At 63.2% G+C, this 21180-nt stretch carries 11 protein-coding genes; 5 read left to right on the top strand and 6 right to left on the bottom strand.

Features of this window, described 5'->3' with window-relative positions; genetic code table 11:
* Positions 1 to 95 precede the first annotated feature (95 nt).
* Both B0E50_RS15700 and B0E50_RS15695 read left to right on the top strand, forming a co-directional pair.
* Complete coding sequence (locus B0E50_RS15700; RefSeq protein WP_139350898.1) at positions 96 to 2429, top strand: TIM-barrel domain-containing protein; 2334 nt, start codon at positions 96 to 98, stop codon at positions 2427 to 2429.
* Between the two features lie 356 nt (positions 2430 to 2785).
* Positions 2786 to 4342, top strand: a complete 1557-nt coding sequence (locus tag B0E50_RS15695) for a glycosyl hydrolase family 39 (protein ID WP_077442275.1) — start codon at positions 2786 to 2788, stop codon at positions 4340 to 4342.
* 72 nt (positions 4343 to 4414) lie between these two features.
* Here the strand turns inward: B0E50_RS15695 and B0E50_RS15690 are convergent, their stop codons facing one another.
* On the bottom strand, positions 4415 to 6376 hold the full coding sequence (locus B0E50_RS15690) for a serine hydrolase domain-containing protein (protein ID WP_077442274.1): 1962 nt from the start codon (positions 6374 to 6376) through the stop codon (positions 4415 to 4417).
* 310 nt (positions 6377 to 6686) lie between these two features.
* Between B0E50_RS15690 and B0E50_RS15685 the strand changes: the two genes are divergently transcribed.
* Positions 6687 to 8876: a Six-hairpin glycosidase-like protein gene (locus tag B0E50_RS15685; RefSeq protein ID WP_077442273.1), complete on the top strand. Its 2190-nt coding sequence runs from the start codon at positions 6687 to 6689 to the stop codon at positions 8874 to 8876.
* A gap of 60 nt (positions 8877 to 8936) precedes the next feature.
* Here B0E50_RS15685 and B0E50_RS15680 read toward each other — a convergent pair whose 3' ends face one another.
* The 5 genes from B0E50_RS15680 to B0E50_RS15665 form a co-directional block, all read right to left on the bottom strand.
* Complete coding sequence (locus tag B0E50_RS15680; RefSeq protein ID WP_077442641.1) at positions 8937 to 10532, bottom strand: tryptophan halogenase family protein; 1596 nt, start codon at positions 10530 to 10532, stop codon at positions 8937 to 8939.
* A gap of 228 nt (positions 10533 to 10760) precedes the next feature.
* Positions 10761 to 13193 carry a TonB-dependent receptor gene (locus B0E50_RS15675; RefSeq protein ID WP_077442272.1) on the bottom strand — a complete coding sequence of 811 codons (2433 nt, stop codon included), beginning with the start codon at positions 13191 to 13193 and terminating at the stop codon, positions 10761 to 10763.
* A gap of 187 nt (positions 13194 to 13380) precedes the next feature.
* On the bottom strand, positions 13381 to 13620 hold the full coding sequence (locus B0E50_RS18045; RefSeq protein WP_139350897.1) for a hypothetical protein: 240 nt from the start codon (positions 13618 to 13620) through the stop codon (positions 13381 to 13383).
* Complete coding sequence (locus B0E50_RS15670; protein WP_254427313.1) at positions 13617 to 16109, bottom strand: exo 1,3/1,4-beta-D-glucan glucohydrolase; 2493 nt, start codon at positions 16107 to 16109, stop codon at positions 13617 to 13619. Before B0E50_RS15670 ends, B0E50_RS18045 begins: the two co-directional genes overlap by 4 nt.
* A 194-nt stretch (positions 16110 to 16303) precedes the next feature.
* Entirely contained in the window at positions 16304 to 17317 is a 1014-nt protein-coding gene (locus tag B0E50_RS15665) for a LacI family DNA-binding transcriptional regulator (protein ID WP_077442270.1), read from the bottom strand.
* A 386-nt stretch (positions 17318 to 17703) separates the two neighbouring features.
* Between B0E50_RS15665 and B0E50_RS15660 the strand changes: the two genes are divergently transcribed.
* Both B0E50_RS15660 and B0E50_RS15650 read left to right on the top strand, forming a co-directional pair.
* Positions 17704 to 19167: an MFS transporter gene (locus B0E50_RS15660; protein WP_077442269.1), complete on the top strand. Its 1464-nt coding sequence runs from the start codon at positions 17704 to 17706 to the stop codon at positions 19165 to 19167.
* A 1737-nt stretch (positions 19168 to 20904) separates the two neighbouring features.
* Positions 20905 to 21144 carry a hypothetical protein gene (locus B0E50_RS15650; protein ID WP_077442267.1) on the top strand — a complete coding sequence of 80 codons (240 nt, stop codon included), beginning with the start codon at positions 20905 to 20907 and terminating at the stop codon, positions 21142 to 21144.
* The last annotated feature ends 36 nt before the right edge of the window (positions 21145 to 21180 follow it).

Raw genomic sequence — 21180 nt, 5'->3', positions numbered from 1 at the left:
TGCGCTGTGGGTCGACCTTTTTATGCACTGCGCTGGCCCTGGGCGGATTGCTCGCTACGGGACCCGCGAGCGCGGACTTCATCGAGCCTCCGTCCATGACCATCCATCTCGATGCCGACGGAATGACCATCTCCAACGGAGCGGGGACGACCGGAATACCGCTCATCATCCGCTTCGACGGCGCCGGCATCGTGCATGTGCGAAGCGGCGTGGCCACCGTGCCATCCGCGCTGGTGCTCGATCCGCACAGCGAGCGAACGCATGCCCCGGTGAAGGTGCACGAGGATGCCCTCCTCGTGACGATGACATCCAGCAAGCTCAGCGCGACCTGGCACAAGGACAGCGGCAGCCTCAGTGTGGATGATGCCGATGGCCGGTACCTGCTGACCCTTTACCCCGCGATGCTGGGCGACGGAAAAATCGCGCTGACGCATGCACGGGGTGACGCCCTGTACGGTATCCACGGCTTCGATGCCACCGCATCAGCCAGGACCGGCCTGTTGCGGGAACGGAGTCAGGTGGCCAGTGCCGGCGAACAGGGCAACGCCGGTGCGCCCTTCGTGTGGAGCACGACGGGCTACGGCGTACTGGTCGACAGCGACAGCAAGGTGGATTTCCAGGAGGTGGTGGCTCACCCCATACCGCCCGGCAACGACCGTCAGGCAGGCCCGGACCAGCAGCTCGCACGTCTCGATATCCAGCCGGTAAAGTCGACCACGACCACGAAACCGGCGATGGACTTCTACATCCTCGTCGGCCAGCCGCGCGAGCTGTTCGGTGAACTTGCCGGGCTCAGCGGCCGCAGCCCGCTGTTTCCCAAATGGGCGATGGGCTTCACCAACAGCCAGTGGGGCATCGACCAGCAGGAACTGCTGCAGATCGTCGATACCTACCGCGCGAAGCACATCCCGATCGACAACATCACGCTCGACTTCGACTGGAAGGCGTGGGGCGAGGACTGGGGCGAGTTCCGCTGGAACGCCACGAAATTTCCCGGCGGACCCGACGGCAGGCTGAAAACCGAGCTGGACCAGCGCGGCGTCCATCTCACCGGCATCATGAAACCGCGCGTGCATGTCGATACCGTCGAAGGCCGCTACGCCACCGCGCACGACCTGTGGCGCCCCGACGAAAAGGCCACGCCGGACTACTTCTCGCACAAGCCGGTGAAGGACATCGACTTCGACAAGCCGGCGGCGCGCGGCTGGTTCTTCAACGATGCGCTGAAGCATTCGTTCGCCACCGGCATCATCGGCTGGTGGAACGACGAGGCCGACAATACGCCCAGCAACACGCAATTCCTCAACATGCAGCGTGCGCTCTACGACGGCCAGCGTGCCATCTCCAACCAGCGCGTGTGGTCGATCAACCGCAACTTCTGGCTCGGCTCGCAACGCTATGCCTACGGCCTGTGGTCGGGCGACATCCCCACCGGCTTCGCCAGCATGGCCGGTCAGCGCGCACGCATGCTGAGTGCGATCAACGTGGGCGCGATGCAGTGGGGCATGGACGGCGGCGGCTTCAAGGACGGCACGCCGACGCCGGAGAACTACGCGCGCTGGATCGAGTTCGGTGCGTTCACTCCGATCTTCCGCGTACATGGCGACTTCGGCCAGAAGCGCCAGCCATGGGTCTACGGCCCGGTTGCCGAGAAGGCTGCCACCGACGCGATCCGCCTGCGCTACACGCTGATCCCGTACATCTACAGTTACGAATACCAGCGCCGCGTCAGCGGCGTCGGCCTGGTGCGCCCGCTGCTGTTCGACTGGCCCGGCGATCCACAGGTGCGCAACGACATCGGCGCATGGATGTTCGGCGACTACCTGCTGGTTTCGCCGGTGGTCGAGCCCGGGCAAGCATCGAAAGACATCTACCTGCCCGCCGGTCGCTGGACCGACTGGTCCAGCGGCAAGGTCTATCAGGGTGGCCAGACGATCCATCTCGCGATCGACAGCAGGACGTGGAGCGACATCCCGCTGTTCATCCGCGACGGCGCGATCATCCCGAACCGGCCGGCCGAGGATTACGTCGGCCAGCATCCGCTCACCCAGCTCGATGTCGAGGTGTTCCCTGCCGCACAACGCAACACGTTCGACTACTACGACGACGACGGCAGCACCTACGACTACGAGCACGGGCAGGACTATCGCCAGACCCTGGCCGTACAGCGCAACGGCGACACGGTGCAGTTCGACCTCGGCGCCGCAGCTGGCAGCTTCAAGCCGGCGCTGCAGTTCTACCTGCTGAAGATTCATGGCGGCACGGCTGCGACCGTCAGCGGCCACCTGAAATCCTTCGACAACCTCAACGCCTTGCAGCACAGCGCTGATGAGGGTTGGGCCCGTGGTCACGACCGCTATGGCGATGTCACCTACGTGCGGGTGACGGCCGCGCAGGCAGCAAGCATCACGCTCGACATGAAGCGATAGCCGGAATGCCGGCAATCCGTCCGGGAGACGTTCCAGCCAAAACGCCCATGGCTGCACTGCAAGCAACGACATTGGGGAGGCCTGAATAGCCCGTCATTCCAGCTTTCGCTGGAATGACGGGCAAAAGCTTAATCAGAGGTTCCTCAAGGGCTCAAACCTCTCCCCACAAGACTGGTTGCCCTGGAGGATCCGGGCGCGCGTTCGCATGTGACGCAGCGCAGGATTCATCTGCAAATGGCTGGACGCACCACCTGCCGATGTTGCAGACTGTGTCTCGATGTAAACGTTTACATCCTGATGGCTGCTGGCTTTGCCGGCCCCTCCGCGCCCACCCCACGCGTCGAACAGGATCCGCCATGACTCTTCCTCTTTCGCTCCGAAACCTGGCCCTGGGCACCTGTATCGCGGCCCTGCTGATCGCTGGCACCGTCAACGCCGCGACACCCGCACCGGCCACGACCACCCTGCATGTCGACGCCACCGCGAAGGGCACGGCCTTTCCGCATTTCTGGGAACAGATGTTCGGCTCCGGCCGTGCCTCGCTCGCGCTGCGCGACGACTACCGCAAGGACCTCGATGCGGTACATCAGGCCACCGGTTTCGGCTACATCCGTTTCCACGGCATCTTCGATCACGATGTCGGTCTGGTACGGCGTGGCCCTGATGGCAGGATCAGCTACAACTTCTCCTACGTCGACCAGATCTACGACGGCCTGCTCGAGCACGGCGTGAAACCCTTCGTCGAACTCAGCTTCATGCCCGAGGAACTGACCTCCGATCCGAAGGCGATCCAGGAATTCTGGTATCACCCGAACATCGCGCCACCGAAGGACTACGCCGAGTGGGACGCGATGATCGGCGCCTTCGCGCAGCACCTGATCGCCCGTTACGGCATCGATGAAGTGGCCAGCTGGTACTTCGAGGTGTGGAACGAGCCGAACATCGGCTTCTGGGCAGGCACGCCACCGCAGCCCACCTACTTCGCCCTGTACGACCACACCGTGCGCGCGCTCAAGGCGGCGAGCCCGCGCCTGCGCGTCGGCGGCCCCAGCACGGCGCAGGCCGCATGGGTGCCTGACTTCCTCAAGCACGCGCATGACGCCAAGGTGCCGGTGGATTTCGTCAGCACCCATGTCTACGGCGACGACACCGCCGACAACGTGTTCAAGACCAAGGAGAACATCCCGCGCGCGGACATGGTCTGCCGCTCGGTGGACAAGGTGCACAAGGAGATCGCCGCGTCACCGTACCCGCACATGCCGCTGATCTTCAGCGAGTACAACGCCTCCTACGCGAACCTGCCCAATGTCACCGACACCGTGTTCATGGGCCCGTGGATGGCCAACACCATCCGCGAATGCGCCGGCAAGGTCGAGATCATGAGCTACTGGTCGTTCTCCGACGTGTTCGAGGAACAGGGCGTGGTGCAGAACCCGTTCTATGGCGGCTTTGGCCTGATCGCTGCCGATCGCATCAACAAGCCCGCGTTCAACGCGTTCGCGATGCTGCACAAGCTTGGCGATACCCGACTCGTGCTTGACTCGGACTCCGCCCTGGCCACTCGACGCGATGACGGCACCGTCGTCCTTGCGCTGTGGAACTACGCGCCGCCAGTCGGTGACAAGGCCACCTACACACCGGGCGAACCGAGCGGCGCACCCAGGCACTTCAGCATCGACGTGAAGCATCTCGCCGCCGGCGCCCACGCCACCCTGTGGCGCCTCGACGGGACCCACGGCAATGCTGTCGCCAGCTTCGACCAGATGGGTCGCCCGGACACACCCAGCCGCGAACAGATCGCCCAGCTGCGCGCCGCGGGCAAGTTGTCTGCGCCGGAACAGGTGGAACTGCGCAATGGCAAGCTGGATATCACCATCCCGCCGCAAGGGCTCGTGGTGGTCGAGCTGCACTGAGTCGGCACTCCCATTCCACCGAGACGAAGGCCGCGCTCAACGCGGTCTTCGTCGTTCTGCAGGTACGACACGTCAGTAATTCAGATGCAGGTTCAACAGGTGCAGACCGAAGGTGAACCACAGCATGGCCACGCAGGCCAGCGCCAGGACCGTGCTGTTCGCCTTGCGCCACCAGCGGCCCGGCTCATGCCATGCATGGCGCGCGTTCATGAAGGCGCCGATGCTGCCGATGACTGCCAGCAAGCCGATCAGCTGGATCAGCCGCAGCGTCACGTCCAGGCCGTTGCCGAGATTCACGAAGCTGTCGTCCGCCAGCTTAAGCACGTACACCCAGCCGGCGGCGAACAAGAGGTAGAGCAACGCCGCAACACGACTCCAGCGATACCAGCGCGTCGCCGGCGACGACAGCAGCGACGGTTGACGATAGTGCCGGCGCACCAGCGCCGCGATCGGCCACAGCAACGCAACCAGCAGGAGAACCGCCAGCGAACCGAACAGCAACGGCAGGTTCCATGCGGCGGACTGCAAGCCATGCACCGGCAGGAAGACCATCACTGGCGCTGCCTCGTCATACGAGATCCAGCGCAACCTGCCATCCTGGATCAGTGCCGCGAGATGACTGCCGCTGGCGTCGTCCAGCCAGACGTAAGGCTTCACCTCGCGCCAGTGTCGTGGCTGTCCAGCCATGTCCTGGAAATCGTGGGTGACCAGGGTGCCGTCCTTGTCCATCGTGATGCGCGACTGTGCAAACCAGTTCGCCATGCTCATGAAATTGGACATCGAGGTGCGGCTGGCGATGTAGCGGCCCACCAGCACGGCGCCGTGTCCATGCGCCGTGGTCAGCGTCGGCTGCGGCAGCTCAGGCAGTGCCGGAAAATAGCGGTCGGTGAAACCGTTCAACAGCTGCCGGCGCAGGCCACCATCGTCATCGCCGTCGATGGAGACGAACACGCCCACGTTCTGGTGCACGAACAGCATCATGTCGCTGTGGAACAGTTCGGTGTCGCCGCCATGGCCGATGATGTCCTGGCCGTTGCGATCCATGTGGTAGAAGCCCAATGCGATCGGCAACAGACCGGGCACCGAGTAGTGCGTGTAGCCGTGCATCTGCTGCGCGGTCTGCGGCTGCAGGATCTGTGCATCCCCGTCATGGCCGTCCTGCAGCTGGGCGATCATGAAGCGCGCCATGTCGCCACCACTGACCGACATGGCGCCGGCCGCCGCCGCATTCACCAGCTCGAACGGCCGTGCCGGCTCGCTGGCCTTGGCATAGCTCTTCGCCATGTACGGCGCGAGCGACGCCGGCAGCGGCTGGCGGAACGTGGCGTGCTGCATGCCCAGCGGCTGCAGGATGTGCTGCTCGATGTAGTCATCGAACGGCTGGCCGGAGACGCGTTGCACGATGTAGCCGGCCAGCGCGGCACCGTAGTTGGAATAGGCCGAGACTTCGCCAGACGGATAGATGCGCTCGGGCACCCATTCCTTGACCCAGGCTTCGTTGCTCATCAGCCGCGCCGGATCGTTGCCGCCGAGGTTCTTGATGGTTTCCTCGAAACCCGGCGTGTGCGTCATCAGCTCGCGCAACGTGACCGGTTTGCCATCAAGCGGAGGAATGCTGAAGTCCAGGTACTTGTTGACGTCCGCATCGAGATCGAGCTTGCCCTGCTCGACCAGCTGCATCACCGCCGTCCAGGTGAACGTCTTGGAGATCGAGCCGATGCGGAACAGCGTCGTCATCGGGTCGACCGGTTTCTTCGCCGCCACATCCGCGTAGCCGTAACCCTTCGCCAGCAGGACCTGGCCGTCCTTCACCACGACCACCACGGCACCAGCGAGGTTATTCTTCTTCAATCCATAGGGAAACAGCCCATCCAGCCAGGCGCCGGCATCCGCAGCGGTCAGCTCATTCGCCCCGATCGGCCTCGCCACCACCGGCTTTTCCTCCGGCAGCGGGTTGATCTGGATCTGCGCGACACCAAGCGTTGCGGACATCGAAAGGCCGGCGAACACCAGAACACGCAGCAGCTTTTTCATCAGCTCGAATCCCGGATGGCAAGGAAGTGAAGAATGCAGGCAAGACCCGTCGACGCAAGGTCAATGACCGCAGGCAACGCGGATCCATCGATGCAGGTTACCCAATACAACCATTCGCCTGCATGAATACGTATGCAGAGGCTCGCTGCTGCACTCCGACCCTCCCTACCATGCAGGATTGCCGCGGATAGCCACGCACACCGATGCTGCGCCCGCAACATGCGAAGCATGCCGCACCATGACATAACAGCAGCAGGAGGGGCACGCCAATGAAACAGCCGATCCATAACCGCGCACATGGGCTGCACACGTGCTGAGCATGCTGCTGGCCGCAGCCATGGCGACGAGTGCAAACGCACCGACCTGGCAGGACGGGCTGGACTGGCACGGCGTGCACGTGAGCATGAGCCGCGACGCACAGGATGCCTACACACTGGCATGGCCGTACGGGCAGCGCATGATACCGGCGCAGCCGCTGCACGCGGATACCGCCAGCGTCCTGTTCGACGGCTTGTTCGCGATGGCCCAGGACGACCTGAAACAGGATTCGGTCACGGCGATCCGCGACGGCGCGTTCGACCATGGCCAGCCGATTCCCTGCCAGTGTTTCGAGACCGGCCTGAAGTGGCCGTACGTGTGGACACGTGACCTGTCGTACTCGATCGATCTCGGCCTGTGGCGCTTCGATGCCGCGCGTTCGCGCAACGGGCTGCAATTCAAGCTGTCCGACGTGCGCGCGCCGTCTGCGCCACCGGGCCTGTACGTAATGCAGGACACCGGCTCCGGCGGCAGCTGGCCGATCAGCACCGACCGCGTGGTGTGGTTCCTCGGCGCGCAGCACCTGCTCGACGACAAGGCGTTCGCCGAGGACGTCTACCACGCGCTGGGCAACACGCTGGCGCAGGATCGGCAATACGCGTTCGACGCCGTGTTCGGGCTGTACCGTGGCGAAACCTCATTCCTCGACTGGCGCGAGCAAACCTACCCGGCGTGGACCGCGAACAACGTCGTCGCCATCGGGCAGTCGTTCGCCCTGTCCACCAATGTGTTGCACTACCAGGCACTGCAACTGGCTGCCACACAGGCCGACGCACACCACGATGCGAAGGCCGCAAGCGATTACCGTGCGCAAGCCGCCGCGCTGAAGACGGCGATCAACACACATTTCTGGCGCGCCGACCGCGGTCTCTACATGAGCTATATCGGCGGTGACGGAACGCCGTACGACACTTACGACCTGCTCGGCATCGCGCTGGCGATCACCAGCGGCGTGGCCGACGGCGAGCGTGCACGGCAAACGCTGGCGAACTACCCGACCTGGCCAGCCGGCAGTCCCGTGATCTGGCCCGAGCGCGCCGATCAGCCGATCTATCACAACCGCGCAATCTGGCCGTTCGTCAGCGCCTATGCATTGCGTGCCGCGCGCGTGTTGAACCAGCCAGCGCGCATCGAACACGAGATCGAATCGGTGATGCGCGGCGCCGCGCTGTATGGCTCCAACATGGAGAACTACGAGCTGCTGACCCAGGGCCAGCACGTCGACGAGGGCAAGCTTAGTGGCCCGGTAGTCAATTCGCCTCGACAGGTGTGGTCTGTAGCGGCCTATTTCGCGGTGGTGACCGAAGGCGTGTTCGGCCTCACCGAAGACGGTCGTGTCGAACCGAAACTCCCCACCACGCTGGTGCCGATGCTGTTCGGCCAGCGCACGTCGATCACGCTGGAGCTGCCGGATCGACACATCACGCTGCAGCTTCCCGCACATGTCGATGGCAACCTGCTGGTCGCCGACCGCACCGACACGCACGGCACCAACACGGTTGTCACGCTCAAGGCGATCCATGTGCAAGACCCACCGCTGCGTAACGATGCCCCGTTGTACGCGCCGGCCGCCCCGCCCGCACCAGCGCTGACCGCCGATGCCGACGGTTGGCACGTGCAGGTCGATGGCAACGTGATGCTCTACCTCAACGGCCAGCGCCACGGCAGCATCGACGGCAACGGCCAGCTCGCACATCAGCCGGGACTGACCTGCGCAAGCGCCACGCGCATCGATGCACAAGGCGTCGAATCGCTGCACAGCCCCGACACCTGCGTAGGCGATGTGATGAAGGTGGTTGGCAACTGGCCGCGCATGTGGGCGGCGCCGACCACCGGTGGTTATCGCGTTTCACTCGACTACGCCAACGAGCATGGCCCGATCAACACCGGCGTCACCGCCGCCGTGAAGATGCTGGTGATCCGCTGCGAAGGCAGCGACGAACAGCACCTGCCTATCGTGATGCCGCACAGCACCGGCGTGCAGCGCTCGACCTGGGGCCGCTTCGCCGCGAAAGCCGGCGCCCGTTGCCACTTTGCGCTCGATGACGGCTTCAACATGAGCTATCTCACCCACTTCGCCCACTACACCGGCGGCGCCGGCGGCAGTGACGGCCCGTTGAACAGCGCCAGCATCGGCGATCTGCTGATTGCGCCGCTGAGCGGCGGGATCGCCTCGCCATGACAAGCTGATCCTGCCCACCCTCCTTCAACGCAGGAGAACACGGCAGGCAGGATCGGCAGTTCAACCGCTGGCGGCTGCGACCATATCTGCATCTGGCCGGATGCGCTGCAGATGTTCGCGACACAACTGTTCGACCAGCGCACGATGATCCGGCAGGTCATCGAGTGCGTGACTGGCTGCCTGCCGGATCATCGCGAACTCCCGGCGCGCCGCTTCCATCTGCGGGTAGGCACTGCGCATGGATTCGAGATCGGTCCGGAACTCCATGCCGTACAGCACGTACTGCCAGCTGGCGGTCATGAACATTTCCAGGTCGCCGACGAAATCCAGCCGGTGCGGTGGCCGATGCTTCCACTTCGCAAGCTTTTCCTGCAGGGTTTGCGGGATGCTGGCAGCGTCGGCGTTATCGATCCAGAACTGCGAGTCGCGCCGCTGGCTCAGGCAGTAGTGCATCTTGATGAAGTCGATGATGCGGTCGTAGCGTGCAACCATCATCTCGTTGAAATGATGCGCAGCACTTTCCATGTCGTCGGTGTCGCCTGGCAACAGATGAGTTAGCAGATACGTAGCCAGTTCGATCAACGCGATCCCGGTCGATTCCAGTGGCTCCACGAAGCCACCCGCGAGGCCGACCGCAACGCAGTTCTTGCGCCAGTGCTCTGGGCGGTAACCGGTTTCGAACTTGATGTGCATCGCCGTCAGCCCTGCGCCGGCCGCACCCAGGTAACGGCGGAACATTTCTTCCGCACGCTCGTCGTCGGTATGGCGCGATGAATAGACATAGCCGACACCGCGGCGCTTCTGCAAACCGATGTCCCAGATCCAGCCGGCCTCCTGCGCGGTGGAGATGGTGTAAGGCGGGATCGGTGTATCCGGCTTCGCATAAGGCACCTGCATCGCCACCGCGCGGTCGGCGAACAGGACGTCCCGGCGACTGTGAAACGGCGACTGCATGATGCCGCCGATCAAGGTGCTGCGCAGGCCGGTGCAATCCACGTAGAGGTCTGCAGTCAGTTCCCCGAGTTCCTTGGTCACTACACATGCGATGGCGCCGTGCTCGTCCAGCACGGTGCGCTCGACCGTCGCGACGTGTCGCTTCACGCCCAGCGCTTCCTGACCGTGTTCCGCCAGCACCTTGGCGAAGCAGGCGGCATCGAAATGGAATGCATGATTCATCGGCCCCTGGTAATCAGGATCGGTCGGCCGTCTGGGGCCACGTCCGTGATCGACCAGCGTGCTTTGCATGGTCACCGCCTCGGCGAATGGCACCCCCGCTGGAGCGGCTCCCAACAGCCAGTACGGCAACAGCTCGGGGCCGCCAGGCCGCTGGCTCGGCTGGCTGAAAGGGTGGAAGAAATGGTCGCTGCCGGGCGTGCCCGGCGGCCTGACCCAATGGCGATAATGGATGCCTTGCTTGTAGGTTGCCGTGGCGCCCGCCAGGAAGCGGCGCTCGTCCAGTCCAATCGCCGACAACGTGCCGCGGATCGAAGGAAACGTGGCCTCGCCTACACCGAGCAGGCCGATATGGTCCGACTCGACCAGATGCACCTGGACACTGTCCGGATGAACCGCATTCATGGCCTTCGCCAGGTAGCACGCGGCCAGCCAGCCGGCCGTGCCGCCACCCACCACAAGCACTTTCTTCAATCGCGGCATGTCCTGCTCCTTTCGCAGACGTGCAGACGTCACTTCGGGCTTGGCACTCGATCGAGGCACGGTCCGTTTTCACCGCGACAACATGTTCTCGTCGCGCCCCCGAAAGAAAGGCCGGACCCCCACGAGGGTCCGGCCAAAGTGCCATTCAGGGGAGGGTTGAAGACATCCTCGTCGTGATGCCTTCAGAACGGCAACGGTGTTGCATGACAAGCCACACGGACTCGACCATCAGAACCAGAAGCCGAGCTGGACACCGTAGGTGCGCGGCGGCAGGTACTGCGAGATGTACACCAGGTCGCCATTGACCAAGCTGCTGCCTGCGCTGGTCTTGATGCGGTCGTCGGAGACGTTCTGTACATACAGATTGACGTACCAGCGATCGCCCGGCTCGCTGTAACGCAGCGACAGGTCGCCCCGTACATACGCCTTCTGTTGGTCCGGCGCACCCAGGTTGAACCAGCTCAGCCATTGCGCGCTCTGGTACTGGGCACTCAGGCGTGGCGTCAGGCGGGCGCCATTGCCCAGGTGGAAGTCATGCTCGTAGATGCCGGTCAACGAGACGTTCGGTGCGTGCGGCAGGTCGTTGCCGGTGACATTCAGGCAGTTGCCCACGCCCAATGGTGCGGTCGGCGGGCATGCCGGGAAACCGGCGTAATCGTTGCTGCCGGCATAAAGCAGCGTGCCGAGCTTCTTCTTGGGGATGGCCGAGAAGATCAGGTTGACGCGGTCATCCTGTTGCTGGAAAGCCAGCTCCGACTCGAAGCCGATCACTTCGGTATTGCCCTGCACGTTCGAGAAGCCCAGGCCATGCGCGCCATTGGCATAAGTGATCGGCGCGGACAGCTGGAAATTCTTGAAGTCTTCGTAGTAGGCGGCACTGTTCCAGGTCAGATGCCCGTTGAAGAACGCGAACTTCGTGCCGATTTCGTAGTTGGTCAGCGACTCGGGCTTGTACAGCGCACCACCGTCCTGGGTGCCGCCGGACTTGTAGCCGGTGGAGACACTGGCATAGGCCAGGCCATGCTCACCGAGATCGGTGTCCACACGGGTCAGCCAGGTGATCTTGCTCTTGCTGTACGTGGCCGTGTTGTACTGGCCCGCGCTGAAGCCGGTCGCCGGGCCCGGCAGGACGCCAGGAGAAATCGGCAGCTGCGGCACAGTCGGATCGTAGTCCCAGTCCCAGTTGATGCCGCCGTCGTTGGCCTTGTCGTCATGCGACCAGCGCGCACCGGCAGTCAGGCGCCAGTGATCGGACATATGCCAGGTAGCCTGGCCAAACACCGCCTTGGACTCGACCGTTTCCTTCGGCTGGATGAACGAACCCTGCCAGCTGACGGTGCCTTGCTGGGTGCCGTTCATGATCGGAATGTCGAAACGGATGTTGTTGTCTTCGTATTCGTAATAGGCACCGACGATCCAGTCGATCGCCTGCTGGCCCTTCGACTTCAGGTCGATTTCGCTGCTGTAGCTTTCGTAGTTCGAATAGTTGGTGCGGTCTTCCTGGTACACGCCACCGGTGGTGAAGCTGGTGGGTACGGCCACGCCGACATCCTGGTCGAAATCGCTCTTGCCGGAATAGCGGTTGTAGCCGGCGATATAGCTGAGCTCCATGCCGTCGTTGATCTCCCAGTCCATCCGGCTACGCACGGTCTTGGAGGTCCGGTCCAGATACGGCGCGGTGTCGATCAATGCCGACCAGAAATCCTGGCCCGGGCGCGGCTGCTGCATCAGGCTCAGACTGGGCGTGCCGCGATCAAGGAAATACTCGTACGACAGATTCCACTTGAACGCATCGCTGGGTTGCCACAGCGCGCTCACGCGGGCAGCGGTCTGATCCTGCGCGTCGTATTTCTTGCCGCTCTGGACGAACTGGTTGAGGTTGATCGGCTGGAAGCTTGCCGGGTTGCCGCCGGAGGCGAGATAGGTCGCCTGCTGCTGCGCCACCGACGGGATCTCGCTGGCCGGGTTCTGGTAATTGACGTAGCCATCATGCTGCTCGTGCACCACGGCCACGCGCATCGCGAAGGTGCTGCTGATCGGCAAGTTGATCGCGGCACGCGTACCCATCTGGCTGTAATTGCCTGCTTCTATCTGCCCATTGCCGTAGAAGCCGCCATTGATGTCGGGCTTGGCAGTCTGGAAGCTGATCGCGCCGGCGGTGGAATTGCGACCCCACAACGTGCCCTGCGGGCCGCGCAGCGCTTCGACGCTGTCCATGTCCAGCAGCAGTCCCGAAGCAGCCTCGGCGCGAGGCGCATACACGCCATCAACGAAGGTCGCGACTTCAGGATCGGCATACTCGGTCTTGGCGCTGTCGTTGCCGATGCCGCGCATGGTCAACGTCACCACATCATGATCGCCCTCCGACGTACCCTGCAGGCCCGGCACCAGCTTGGTCAGGTCCTGCACGGTCATCACGCGCTCCTTGTCGAGCGTGTCCGCCGTGATCGCCGTGACTGCCACCGGCGTTTTCTGCAGCGGCGTCTCGCGCTTGGTCGCGGTTACGGAGATGGCCCCCAGATCCTTGACCTTCTTGTCAGCTGCGATCGGATTCTGGGATGACGGGTTTTGCGATGTCGCGTCCTGACCTGCCGCAAGCAGCGTGCCCGGAGCGAGCACGAGTGCCATGGCGACATACAACAACTTGTGGTGCAGATTCATCTGGCTCTCCCTCTAAATCGTTCGGATGGTTGTTGGCCGCCGCGAATACCGGCCAAGACAAAGATTTCCCCGCTCCCCATGCCACGCCGTTGATCCTGAAATGACAGCGCTGTCATTGATTGATCATAGAGCGCCCTTGCGATGAATGCTTGCCGCATGGCAACAAGCCATCAAGGCATTCACAAACTCATGCTTTACGGCCCCTCACGCCGCTTGCCCGGCCTTCCAACATCTTGTTATTGATGCAACGCAAATAGACGTCTTGGCGTCCAATCCCGCGAAGACGGCATCCACCTGTCGACTTGCGCCCGCTGAAAGTGGAGCAGCCGATTCCGAAGTCGCGCCGGCGCAACGACCCGGCCAACATCGCGAAACCCGCGGTGGGCACCATTGGCATCGCCACTGCGAACAGCGGCTCGACATTCATGGCTTGTCCCCGTGGGCCGGACACGCCAGCGTCCGGTCCGCCACCGTGCCGAGCGACACGTCGGTGATGGCGACCTGCTCACCGGCATGGCTGGACCATTCGAATGGCCGGTCCAGCCTGCTCATGTTGGCGCCGGCATCGCGGAAGCATTTCAGCGGCATGCCCAGGCGCAACCACTGGCCGCGAGGCAACGCAGCAAGCTGTCGACCGACTGGCACTTCACCGCTGCAGCCGGTACCGCAACCGACACCGATCGAAGTTTCTCCGGGCGACACCGCATCGACCCGCAACGTGGTCACCAGCAACACATCGCCATTGGTTTCACGTTCCACGTCCAGCGACGCGGGTGCCACCAGCGCAACACTTGCTGCATTGGAGCCGGACCAGCTCAGGCTGCGCGCGTCTTCCTGCGCCTTGTAATCGAACGCGCCGATGCGCAGGCTGCCGTCGGTCGTGGCGGCAGGAGTGGCGGCGACATTCATGGTCGCGCCGTTTGCGCCGGTCAGGCGCAGCGTGAAACCCTGCGCCGGCTTGCCATGGGTGAAGTAGACGCCAGCCCGCACAGCGCTTAGTGCAATCCCGGCATCCTCGGACAACGGGCCAGTGTTGCCGCGATCGGCATAGGTCAGGCCGAAGCCGTAGGGGAACTGCGGATGCTCGCCTCGCGCGGCGGCGGCGACGGGAATCTGTACCGCGCTGCGCGGCCATGCATAGGCCAGCTTGCCGTGGAAATCGTGCGCGATGCGGTCGTCACGGGTGCGCAGCAGCACGTCGGCAATGCCCTCGCCTTCGCTGCCCGGCAGCCATGCCACCACGAAGGCATCGGCGGCGTTGATCTCGCGATTCATCCACAGCGGCCGCCCGGTCAGGAACACCGCCACCACCGGCACGCCCTGCCCATGCAGGCGGCGCAACAGGTCGAGGTCGTGGTCGTTGCCTGGACGGTAAGCCAGGTTCGGCAGGTCACCCTGGAATTCGGCGTAGGGATCCTCGCCGAACACCACGATGGCGACATCGGGCTTCTGCTCGTAGTCGCCATCCACCGACAGCTCGGCGCTGCCGCCGGCCGCCCGCACCTGCGCGCTTAGGCCGGCCCAGATCGAGGTGGCCCCGGGGAAATTCGCATTGGTCAGGCCGGTGCCCTGCCAGGTCAGCGTCCAGCCACCGTTCTGCTTGGAGATGTTGTCGGCGCCATCACCGGCGACCAGGATGTGCTTGCGCGGATCGATCGGCAGCACGCCGTCATTGTTCTTCAGCAGCACCAGCGACTCGCGTACCGCCCGGCGTGCCAGAGCGCGATGCGCTGGACTGCCGATCACCTGCGCCGACCGGGTCACCATCGGGTTGGTCGACGGCGGGCCAGCCTCGAACATGTCCAGGCGCATCTTTACCCGCAGGATGCGAGTCACCGCATCGTCGACGCGGCTCATCGGGATCACCCCGGCCTTCACCTCGGCCAGGGTGTTCTCGTACAGGCCCTTCCAGGAATCGGGCGCCTCCAGCATGTCCAGCCCGGCGTTGTACGCCACCGGGCAATCCTCGTTGGTGCAGCCGGGTACCTGGCCGTGCGCGTTCCAGTCGCCCAGCACGATACCGTCGAAGCCCATGCGTCCCTTCAGCACATCGGTGATCAGCGCCTTGTTGCCGGCCATCTTCACCCCGTTCCAGCTGGAGAACGAGACCATCACCACCTGCACGCCGGCCTTGATCGCGGGCGGATAGCCGGCCGCGTGCACGTCGCGCAACACTGCCTCGCTGACCTCGGCATCGCCCTGGTCCTTGCCATCGCGGGTACCGCCGTCGCCGACGAAGTGCTTGGCCGTGGCGATCACGTGTTCGGCATCCAGAAACTGCGGCGTGCCCGGCTTGCCTTCCAGCCCTTCCACCACGGCGGATGCGTATTGCGCGACCAGTGCCGGGTTCTGCGAATAGCCCTCGTAGGAACGACCCCAGCGCACGTCCTGTGGCACGGTGAGGGTGGGCGCGAAAGTCCAGTTGATGCCGCTGGCGCGCAGTTCCTTCGCGGTGGCCTCGCCGATTTCGCGAATCAGCTGCGGATCGCGCGTGGCGCCCAGTGCGGAGTTCTGCGGAAACAGCGTGCTTCCGACCAGGTTGTTGTGGCCATGCACGGCGTCGATGCCGAACAGCACTGGAATCGCCAGCCCCCCGCCTGAGGTATCCATCGAGGCGCGGTAGAACACATCGGACAACTGCTGCCACTGCGTCGCCGTAGCGGTCTGCTGCCCGTTCGGCTTGGAGTTGCCACCGGCCAGGATCGAGCCCAGACGGTACTTGCGCACATCGTCCGGGGTCACGTACTTGATGTCGGCCTGGATCATCTGTCCGACCTTGTCTGCCACCGACATCTTCGCCAGCAATGCCTGCACCCGCGACTCGAGTGCGGGATCGGGCGTCAGCGGCGAGCTGCCTTTCGGCCACAGTTCGGGGTGGACAGTGGCCGCGTCGCCGGCCATGGCAGGAACGGTCATGAGCAGTACGCCAGCGAGTGACAAGACCATGGAGAGGCGTTGCAACAACGGACTCGATGGGGGCGACAGTGGCACGACAGGACTCCAGGCTGGCGCACCGGCGGTGCGCGTCTGAGTCGCAGGGTGGCATAAATGACAGCGCTGTCAATTTGCTCTGCAACATGGCCTCCAGGCCACGCGGCGGAGCGCCGTCGTTAGGGTACGGCGGCAGTGGAACCGCGGATCTGCAGGACGAAGGGCACCTGCACCAGCTGGCCAGCGCCGTGGCCGCGCAATGCACCAAGCAATTGCTCAGCCGCGATTTTGCCCATCTCGCGACTCGGTTGCTGGATGGTGGTGAGCGCCGGCCACAGCTGGCGCGACAGCGGTGTATCGTCGAAGCCACAGACCGACAGATCGTGCGGCACCTTCAAGCCGTACTCGCCGGCGGCCCACATCACACCAGTGGCCATGTCGTCGTTGGCGGCGAACACCGCCGTCGGCCGTTTGGCCAGCGCAAACAACTTCCGCGCCGCCTCCACGCCGGAGCCGAAGGTGAAGGCGCCCTGCACCACCAGAGCCGGATCCTCCGGCAGGCCCGCAGCGGCCATCGCCTCGCGGTAACCAGCCAGACGCCAGCGGCTGGCACCGTGGTCGGCGATGCCGATCACGTGGGCAATCCGCCGATGCCCCAGTTCCAGCAGATGTTCCACGATCGCCCGTGCGGCCCGCTGCTCGTCCATCGTCACGCCGATGACTTTACCACGCCGCTGCGGCGACACGCTGGCATACGGCACGTTGGACTCGCGCAGGCGTTTCAGCAGCGGCGCATAGTCGGTAATCGGTGGCGTCAGCACGACGCCATCGGGGTGATGATCGGAAATCAGCGCATCGAAGCGACGGATGAAATCACCGCCGCGCATGCGCAACGGGCGCACCATCATGCTGTAGCGATGCGCGTCGCAAGCCTCGAGCACGCCATCCTGGATCTCGGCCAGATAGGTCGAGGCCGGGTTGTCGTTGTTGTCGTACAACATCGCCACCAGGAACGAGCGGTTGCCCGCCAGGCTGCGCGCCGATGGATGCGGGCGATAGTCCATCGCCTCCATGGCAGCACGTACGCGCTCACGCGTGGCATCGGTCACGTTGGCCTCGTCATTGAGCACGCGCGACACCGTCTTGGGCGATACATTCGCCGCGCGCGCCACATCTTCGAGGCGTACCCGCATGGATTCTCCGTGGTCGTCACACTGTCGATCGACTATGCCGCCAGAGCCCTCCGCTTTACAAGGACGCTTTACGGGGACGAGTGGCATTGCGGGCAGCTAGGCCGCTACGCGGCGTACCGATGCAGCCATGAATACGTATGCAGGCGCTGGTTGCTGCATTGCGACGCTACCTACCATGCAGGGCTGTCGCCCGGCAGCAGGCTACGCCGATGCTGCGCCCGCAGCATGCGGGATGCGCCACGCCGTGACATAACTGCTGCCTGAGGGAGAGGTGCCAATGATCCAGATCGACCATAGCTCAGCACCCACGGTGCACGCGTGCTGAGCGTGCCGCCAGCGAACGCGGACGCACCGCGCGACATCACCTGCAACAAGGATAGCCACCGATGACGTCGAAACCCGCACTGTCGTTCTGGCAGATCTGGAACATGTGCTTCGGCTTTCTCGGCCTCCAGTTCGGCTTTGCGCTGCAGAACGCGAACGTCAGCCGGATCTTCCAGACGCTGGGCGCGAACGTGAACGACATCCCGGCGCTGTGGATCGCCGCGCCACTAACCGGACTGATCGTGCAACCGATCATCGGTCACTACTCCGACCGCACATGGAACCGCCTGGGCCGGCGCCGGCCGTACTTCCTGGTCGGTGCGGCGTTCGCCTCGCTGGCGCTGCTGTGGATGCCGAACGCGCCGATGCTGTGGGTGGCCGCCGGCCTGCTGTGGATCCTGGACGCGTCGATCAACGTGTCGATGGAGCCGTTCCGCGCCTTCGTCGGCGATCAACTGCCCACGCAGCAACGACCAGCCGGTTATGCGATGCAGAGTTTCTTCATCGGCGCCGGCGCGGTGATCGCCTCCATCCTGCCGTGGATCCTGGCGCAGTTCGGGGTCGCCAACGTGGCGCCGGACGGGGGCATCCCCGATACGGTGAAGTACGCGTTCTACGCCGGCGGCGCGGTGCTGCTTGGCGCGGTGCTCTGGACCATCCTGAGCACGCGCGAATACCCGCCTGCACAACTGCAGGCGTTCACCGACAACGTGGCGGATGAACCGGAAGTGGAGGCCTCGCGCGCCTGGCGACCGGGCGTACTGCTATTGCTGGTCGGTATCGCAGTGCTGTTCGCGATCAGGCATTTCGCGCTGGAGAAAGAGGTCTACCTGTTGGCAGGCGGCCTGATCGTGTTCGGCCTGCTGTTCGCATGGCTGAGCCGTACCCGCAGCCACGGCATGCTGCGCGAGGTGATGGGCGACCTCTACGGCATGCCCACCTCGATGCGGCAGCTGGCCTGGGTGCAGCTGTTCTCCTGGTTCGCGCTGTTCGCGATGTGGATCTACACCACCTCGGGCGTGACGCAGGCGATCTATGGCACCACCGACACCGGCTCGTCCGCCTACAACGAGGGCGCCAACTGGGTCGGCGTGCTGTTCGCGGCGTACAACGGGTTTGCTGCGCTGGCCGCCGTGGTGATCCCGCTGATGGTGCGCCGGTGGGGCCTGCGCGTCAGCCATGTGGTGAACCTGTGCCTGGGGGGCGCAGGCCTGCTGTCGTTCCTGTACATCCGCGATCCACACTGGCTGCTCGCCTCGATGGTTGGCGTCGGCTTTGCGTGGGCCTCGATCCTGTCGCTGCCTTATGCGTTGCTGTCGGACAACCTGCCCACCGCGAAGATGGGCGTCTACATGGGCATCTTCAATTTCTTCATCGTCATCCCGCAACTGCTCGCCGCCAGCGTGCTCGGCCTGCTGCTGCGACTGTGCTTCCACAACCAGCCGATCTGGGCACTGGGCCTGGGCGGCGCCAGCCTGCTCATCGCCGGCCTGTGCACGCTGCGCGTGTCCGAGCCTGAGACCTGAGCAGATACGCCCCCGTCCGACCCATGTAACCGGAACCGTATCCAAGCTGGTGCTGCTCAATAAAAGCAACCAGCCGGTCGACTTCATTATCAGCGACGACTTGCAGCAAGCACAGCCGCCTTCGGCGACAGTGTGATCGATGTGACCAACAGTGGCAGCCTGCGCGCAGGCGTTGGCGCACTTGACATGCAGGTCTATCTGCTCAAAGCAGACACGACACGTACCGATCTTGTTCCTGAACTGAAGCGACTGATGCAGGAACGTGTACATCTTGCCCAACTCAACATGGCAAGATTAGGTTGCAGTATTAGGCCGCGCTCAGCGAACCAAGCCGTTGATCTTCATGGGCTGACGTCTCGAAAACAGCACCCATCGCGCGGGATAGATTGCAGGATTACACTGCACTTTGAAATCTACTAAGCGTTAGACCGCAGACCATGAGCACTCCAGTCAAACCATAGAGCGAACAAGGTTGGCCAAAACTATTGATCCTTGTACGTTGCGGTGTCAGCCAGTGGTGTTGCGTTCAAACCCTATCGAAACAGGCGATCTCAAAACATGGCTATTAATAATGAATAGAGCAATTATCGCGGTTATTGCCGGATGTGCTTTTTTCATCGCAGCGTCATTTTGCATATTCTTGATCTTGGCCATAGCAAGCATAATTACTGGCGCCAGCTTTCATAAGGTATTGCCATATATCGTTCAACATAGTTTGCGTAGTGGTGGCTTCGTTGGTATCGTCGCAATGATATTGTTTTCATTCAAGGGTGTGCGTAAGAGCTAACTCATAGCTGGTTGCTCGTGGTTCGGCGCTCATCCAAACCACAGCTCGCTTGGCGCATCTCGTCGCAGCTGTCTAACATTTCGTTCAAGGCGGACGGCTACGCCGCCGCTTAACTCCAGCGTTAGGCGCCTAATGAGCCTCGTCGTCATTGCACAGCCATGGTCCGAGTCAGAGCTCTCCGTCATGCTTTGCACTCTCGAGGCACATCGCATTCCTGCGTTTGTACAGGGCGCTGGTTTTGGCTCTCTCAAACCTGGGCCACAGATTGATTTTTACAATGCTCGTCGCATCATGGTCTCCAGCTCATTGGCCGCCGAGGCTCGTCAAGCACTGGAAGTCTTCACGCGCCAAGACGAGCCTGCTACGTTCCATCGGCCGAGCATTCTTAACGTGGTTCGCGCCATCCTTGAGCTTGTTTGTTTCGGGTGGTTTGTTCCGGGCAACCGGCGTCGCGTGGCAGCGGCGCCTAACCCGTCGTCCAAGCGGACGCGCGAAAAGCCGCGCGCCGCTTAACTCCAGCGTTAGGTCGCACATGAAAGTTTACGTGTCTCGTAGCAGCGTGGCGGCCGGCGACGATGTCAGCGCCCCGAACGCAGATTCGTTCTCGGTTCCAGACGGAACACCTCTAGAAGCGATAATTAAGGGTATCGCTCAATCCGGATACTTGCCGAGCATTTCGGGAGGCCAAGCGAGTTGGTCAGTCGCCTCCAGCATTCCGTTGGCTGTGGTCGCCCAACAATGGTCAGAGCCGCGCATGCTTCCTTCATTGGCACGCCTAGACGACCTAGACAGCGAGCACGGCGTTCTTCGGCTCTACTTCAACTACCATTCCCAGATCGACCCCGAGATCGTGTACAAAGTCTTCTGGGGCTACCGGCTAAATGCAACCTAACTACTCGTTCAAGGCGGACGGCTACGCCGCCGCTTAACTCCAGCGTTAGGCCGCAGGCATGCCCTTAAAGAATCCCGTCATCTTTACGATTCTGGTGATTATTGTTCTGCTTTGTGCGGCAATCGCCACGTATCTCTATGGGTTGCCGTTGTTGCAGGGAGCACAGATGGGTTGCGGGTTCGGCGGCGGCACCAAAACACTTGGTTGTTCTACGTCGTTTGGCCTGTTCATGACTTGGGTTACATTCGTTGTTGGCGTTGCAATTTTCGCGATCTGGAGCAAATTTGGTCGGCAGTAAACAGCCGTTCTGCCTGCCAAGTCTGGCGTTGCGGCC

Origin of the sequence: Rhodanobacter sp. C01, assembly GCF_002001045.1 — a bacterium.
Classification (GTDB): Bacteria; Pseudomonadota; Gammaproteobacteria; order Xanthomonadales; family Rhodanobacteraceae; genus Rhodanobacter.
This window is presented reverse-complemented; position numbering and strand designations above follow the sequence as displayed.

Coding starts and splice junctions, on each gene's coding strand:
- B0E50_RS15695 (WP_077442275.1), top strand. CDS start 2,786: ATGACTCTTCCTCTTTCGCTCCGAAACCTGGCCCTGGGCACCTGTATC.
- B0E50_RS15675 (WP_077442272.1), bottom strand. CDS start 13,193: ATGAATCTGCACCACAAGTTGTTGTATGTCGCCATGGCACTCGTGCTC.
- B0E50_RS15660 (WP_077442269.1), top strand. CDS start 17,704: ATGACGTCGAAACCCGCACTGTCGTTCTGGCAGATCTGGAACATGTGC.
- B0E50_RS18045 (WP_139350897.1), bottom strand. CDS start 13,620: ATGAATGTCGAGCCGCTGTTCGCAGTGGCGATGCCAATGGTGCCCACC.
- B0E50_RS15680 (WP_077442641.1), bottom strand. CDS start 10,532: ATGCCGCGATTGAAGAAAGTGCTTGTGGTGGGTGGCGGCACGGCCGGC.
- B0E50_RS15690 (WP_077442274.1), bottom strand. CDS start 6,376: ATGAAAAAGCTGCTGCGTGTTCTGGTGTTCGCCGGCCTTTCGATGTCC.
- B0E50_RS15700 (WP_139350898.1), top strand. CDS start 96: ATGACCATCCATCTCGATGCCGACGGAATGACCATCTCCAACGGAGCG.
- B0E50_RS15650 (WP_077442267.1), top strand. CDS start 20,905: ATGCCCTTAAAGAATCCCGTCATCTTTACGATTCTGGTGATTATTGTT.
- B0E50_RS15665 (WP_077442270.1), bottom strand. CDS start 17,317: ATGCGGGTACGCCTCGAAGATGTGGCGCGCGCGGCGAATGTATCGCCC.
- B0E50_RS15670 (WP_254427313.1), bottom strand. CDS start 16,109: ATGACCGTTCCTGCCATGGCCGGCGACGCGGCCACTGTCCACCCCGAA.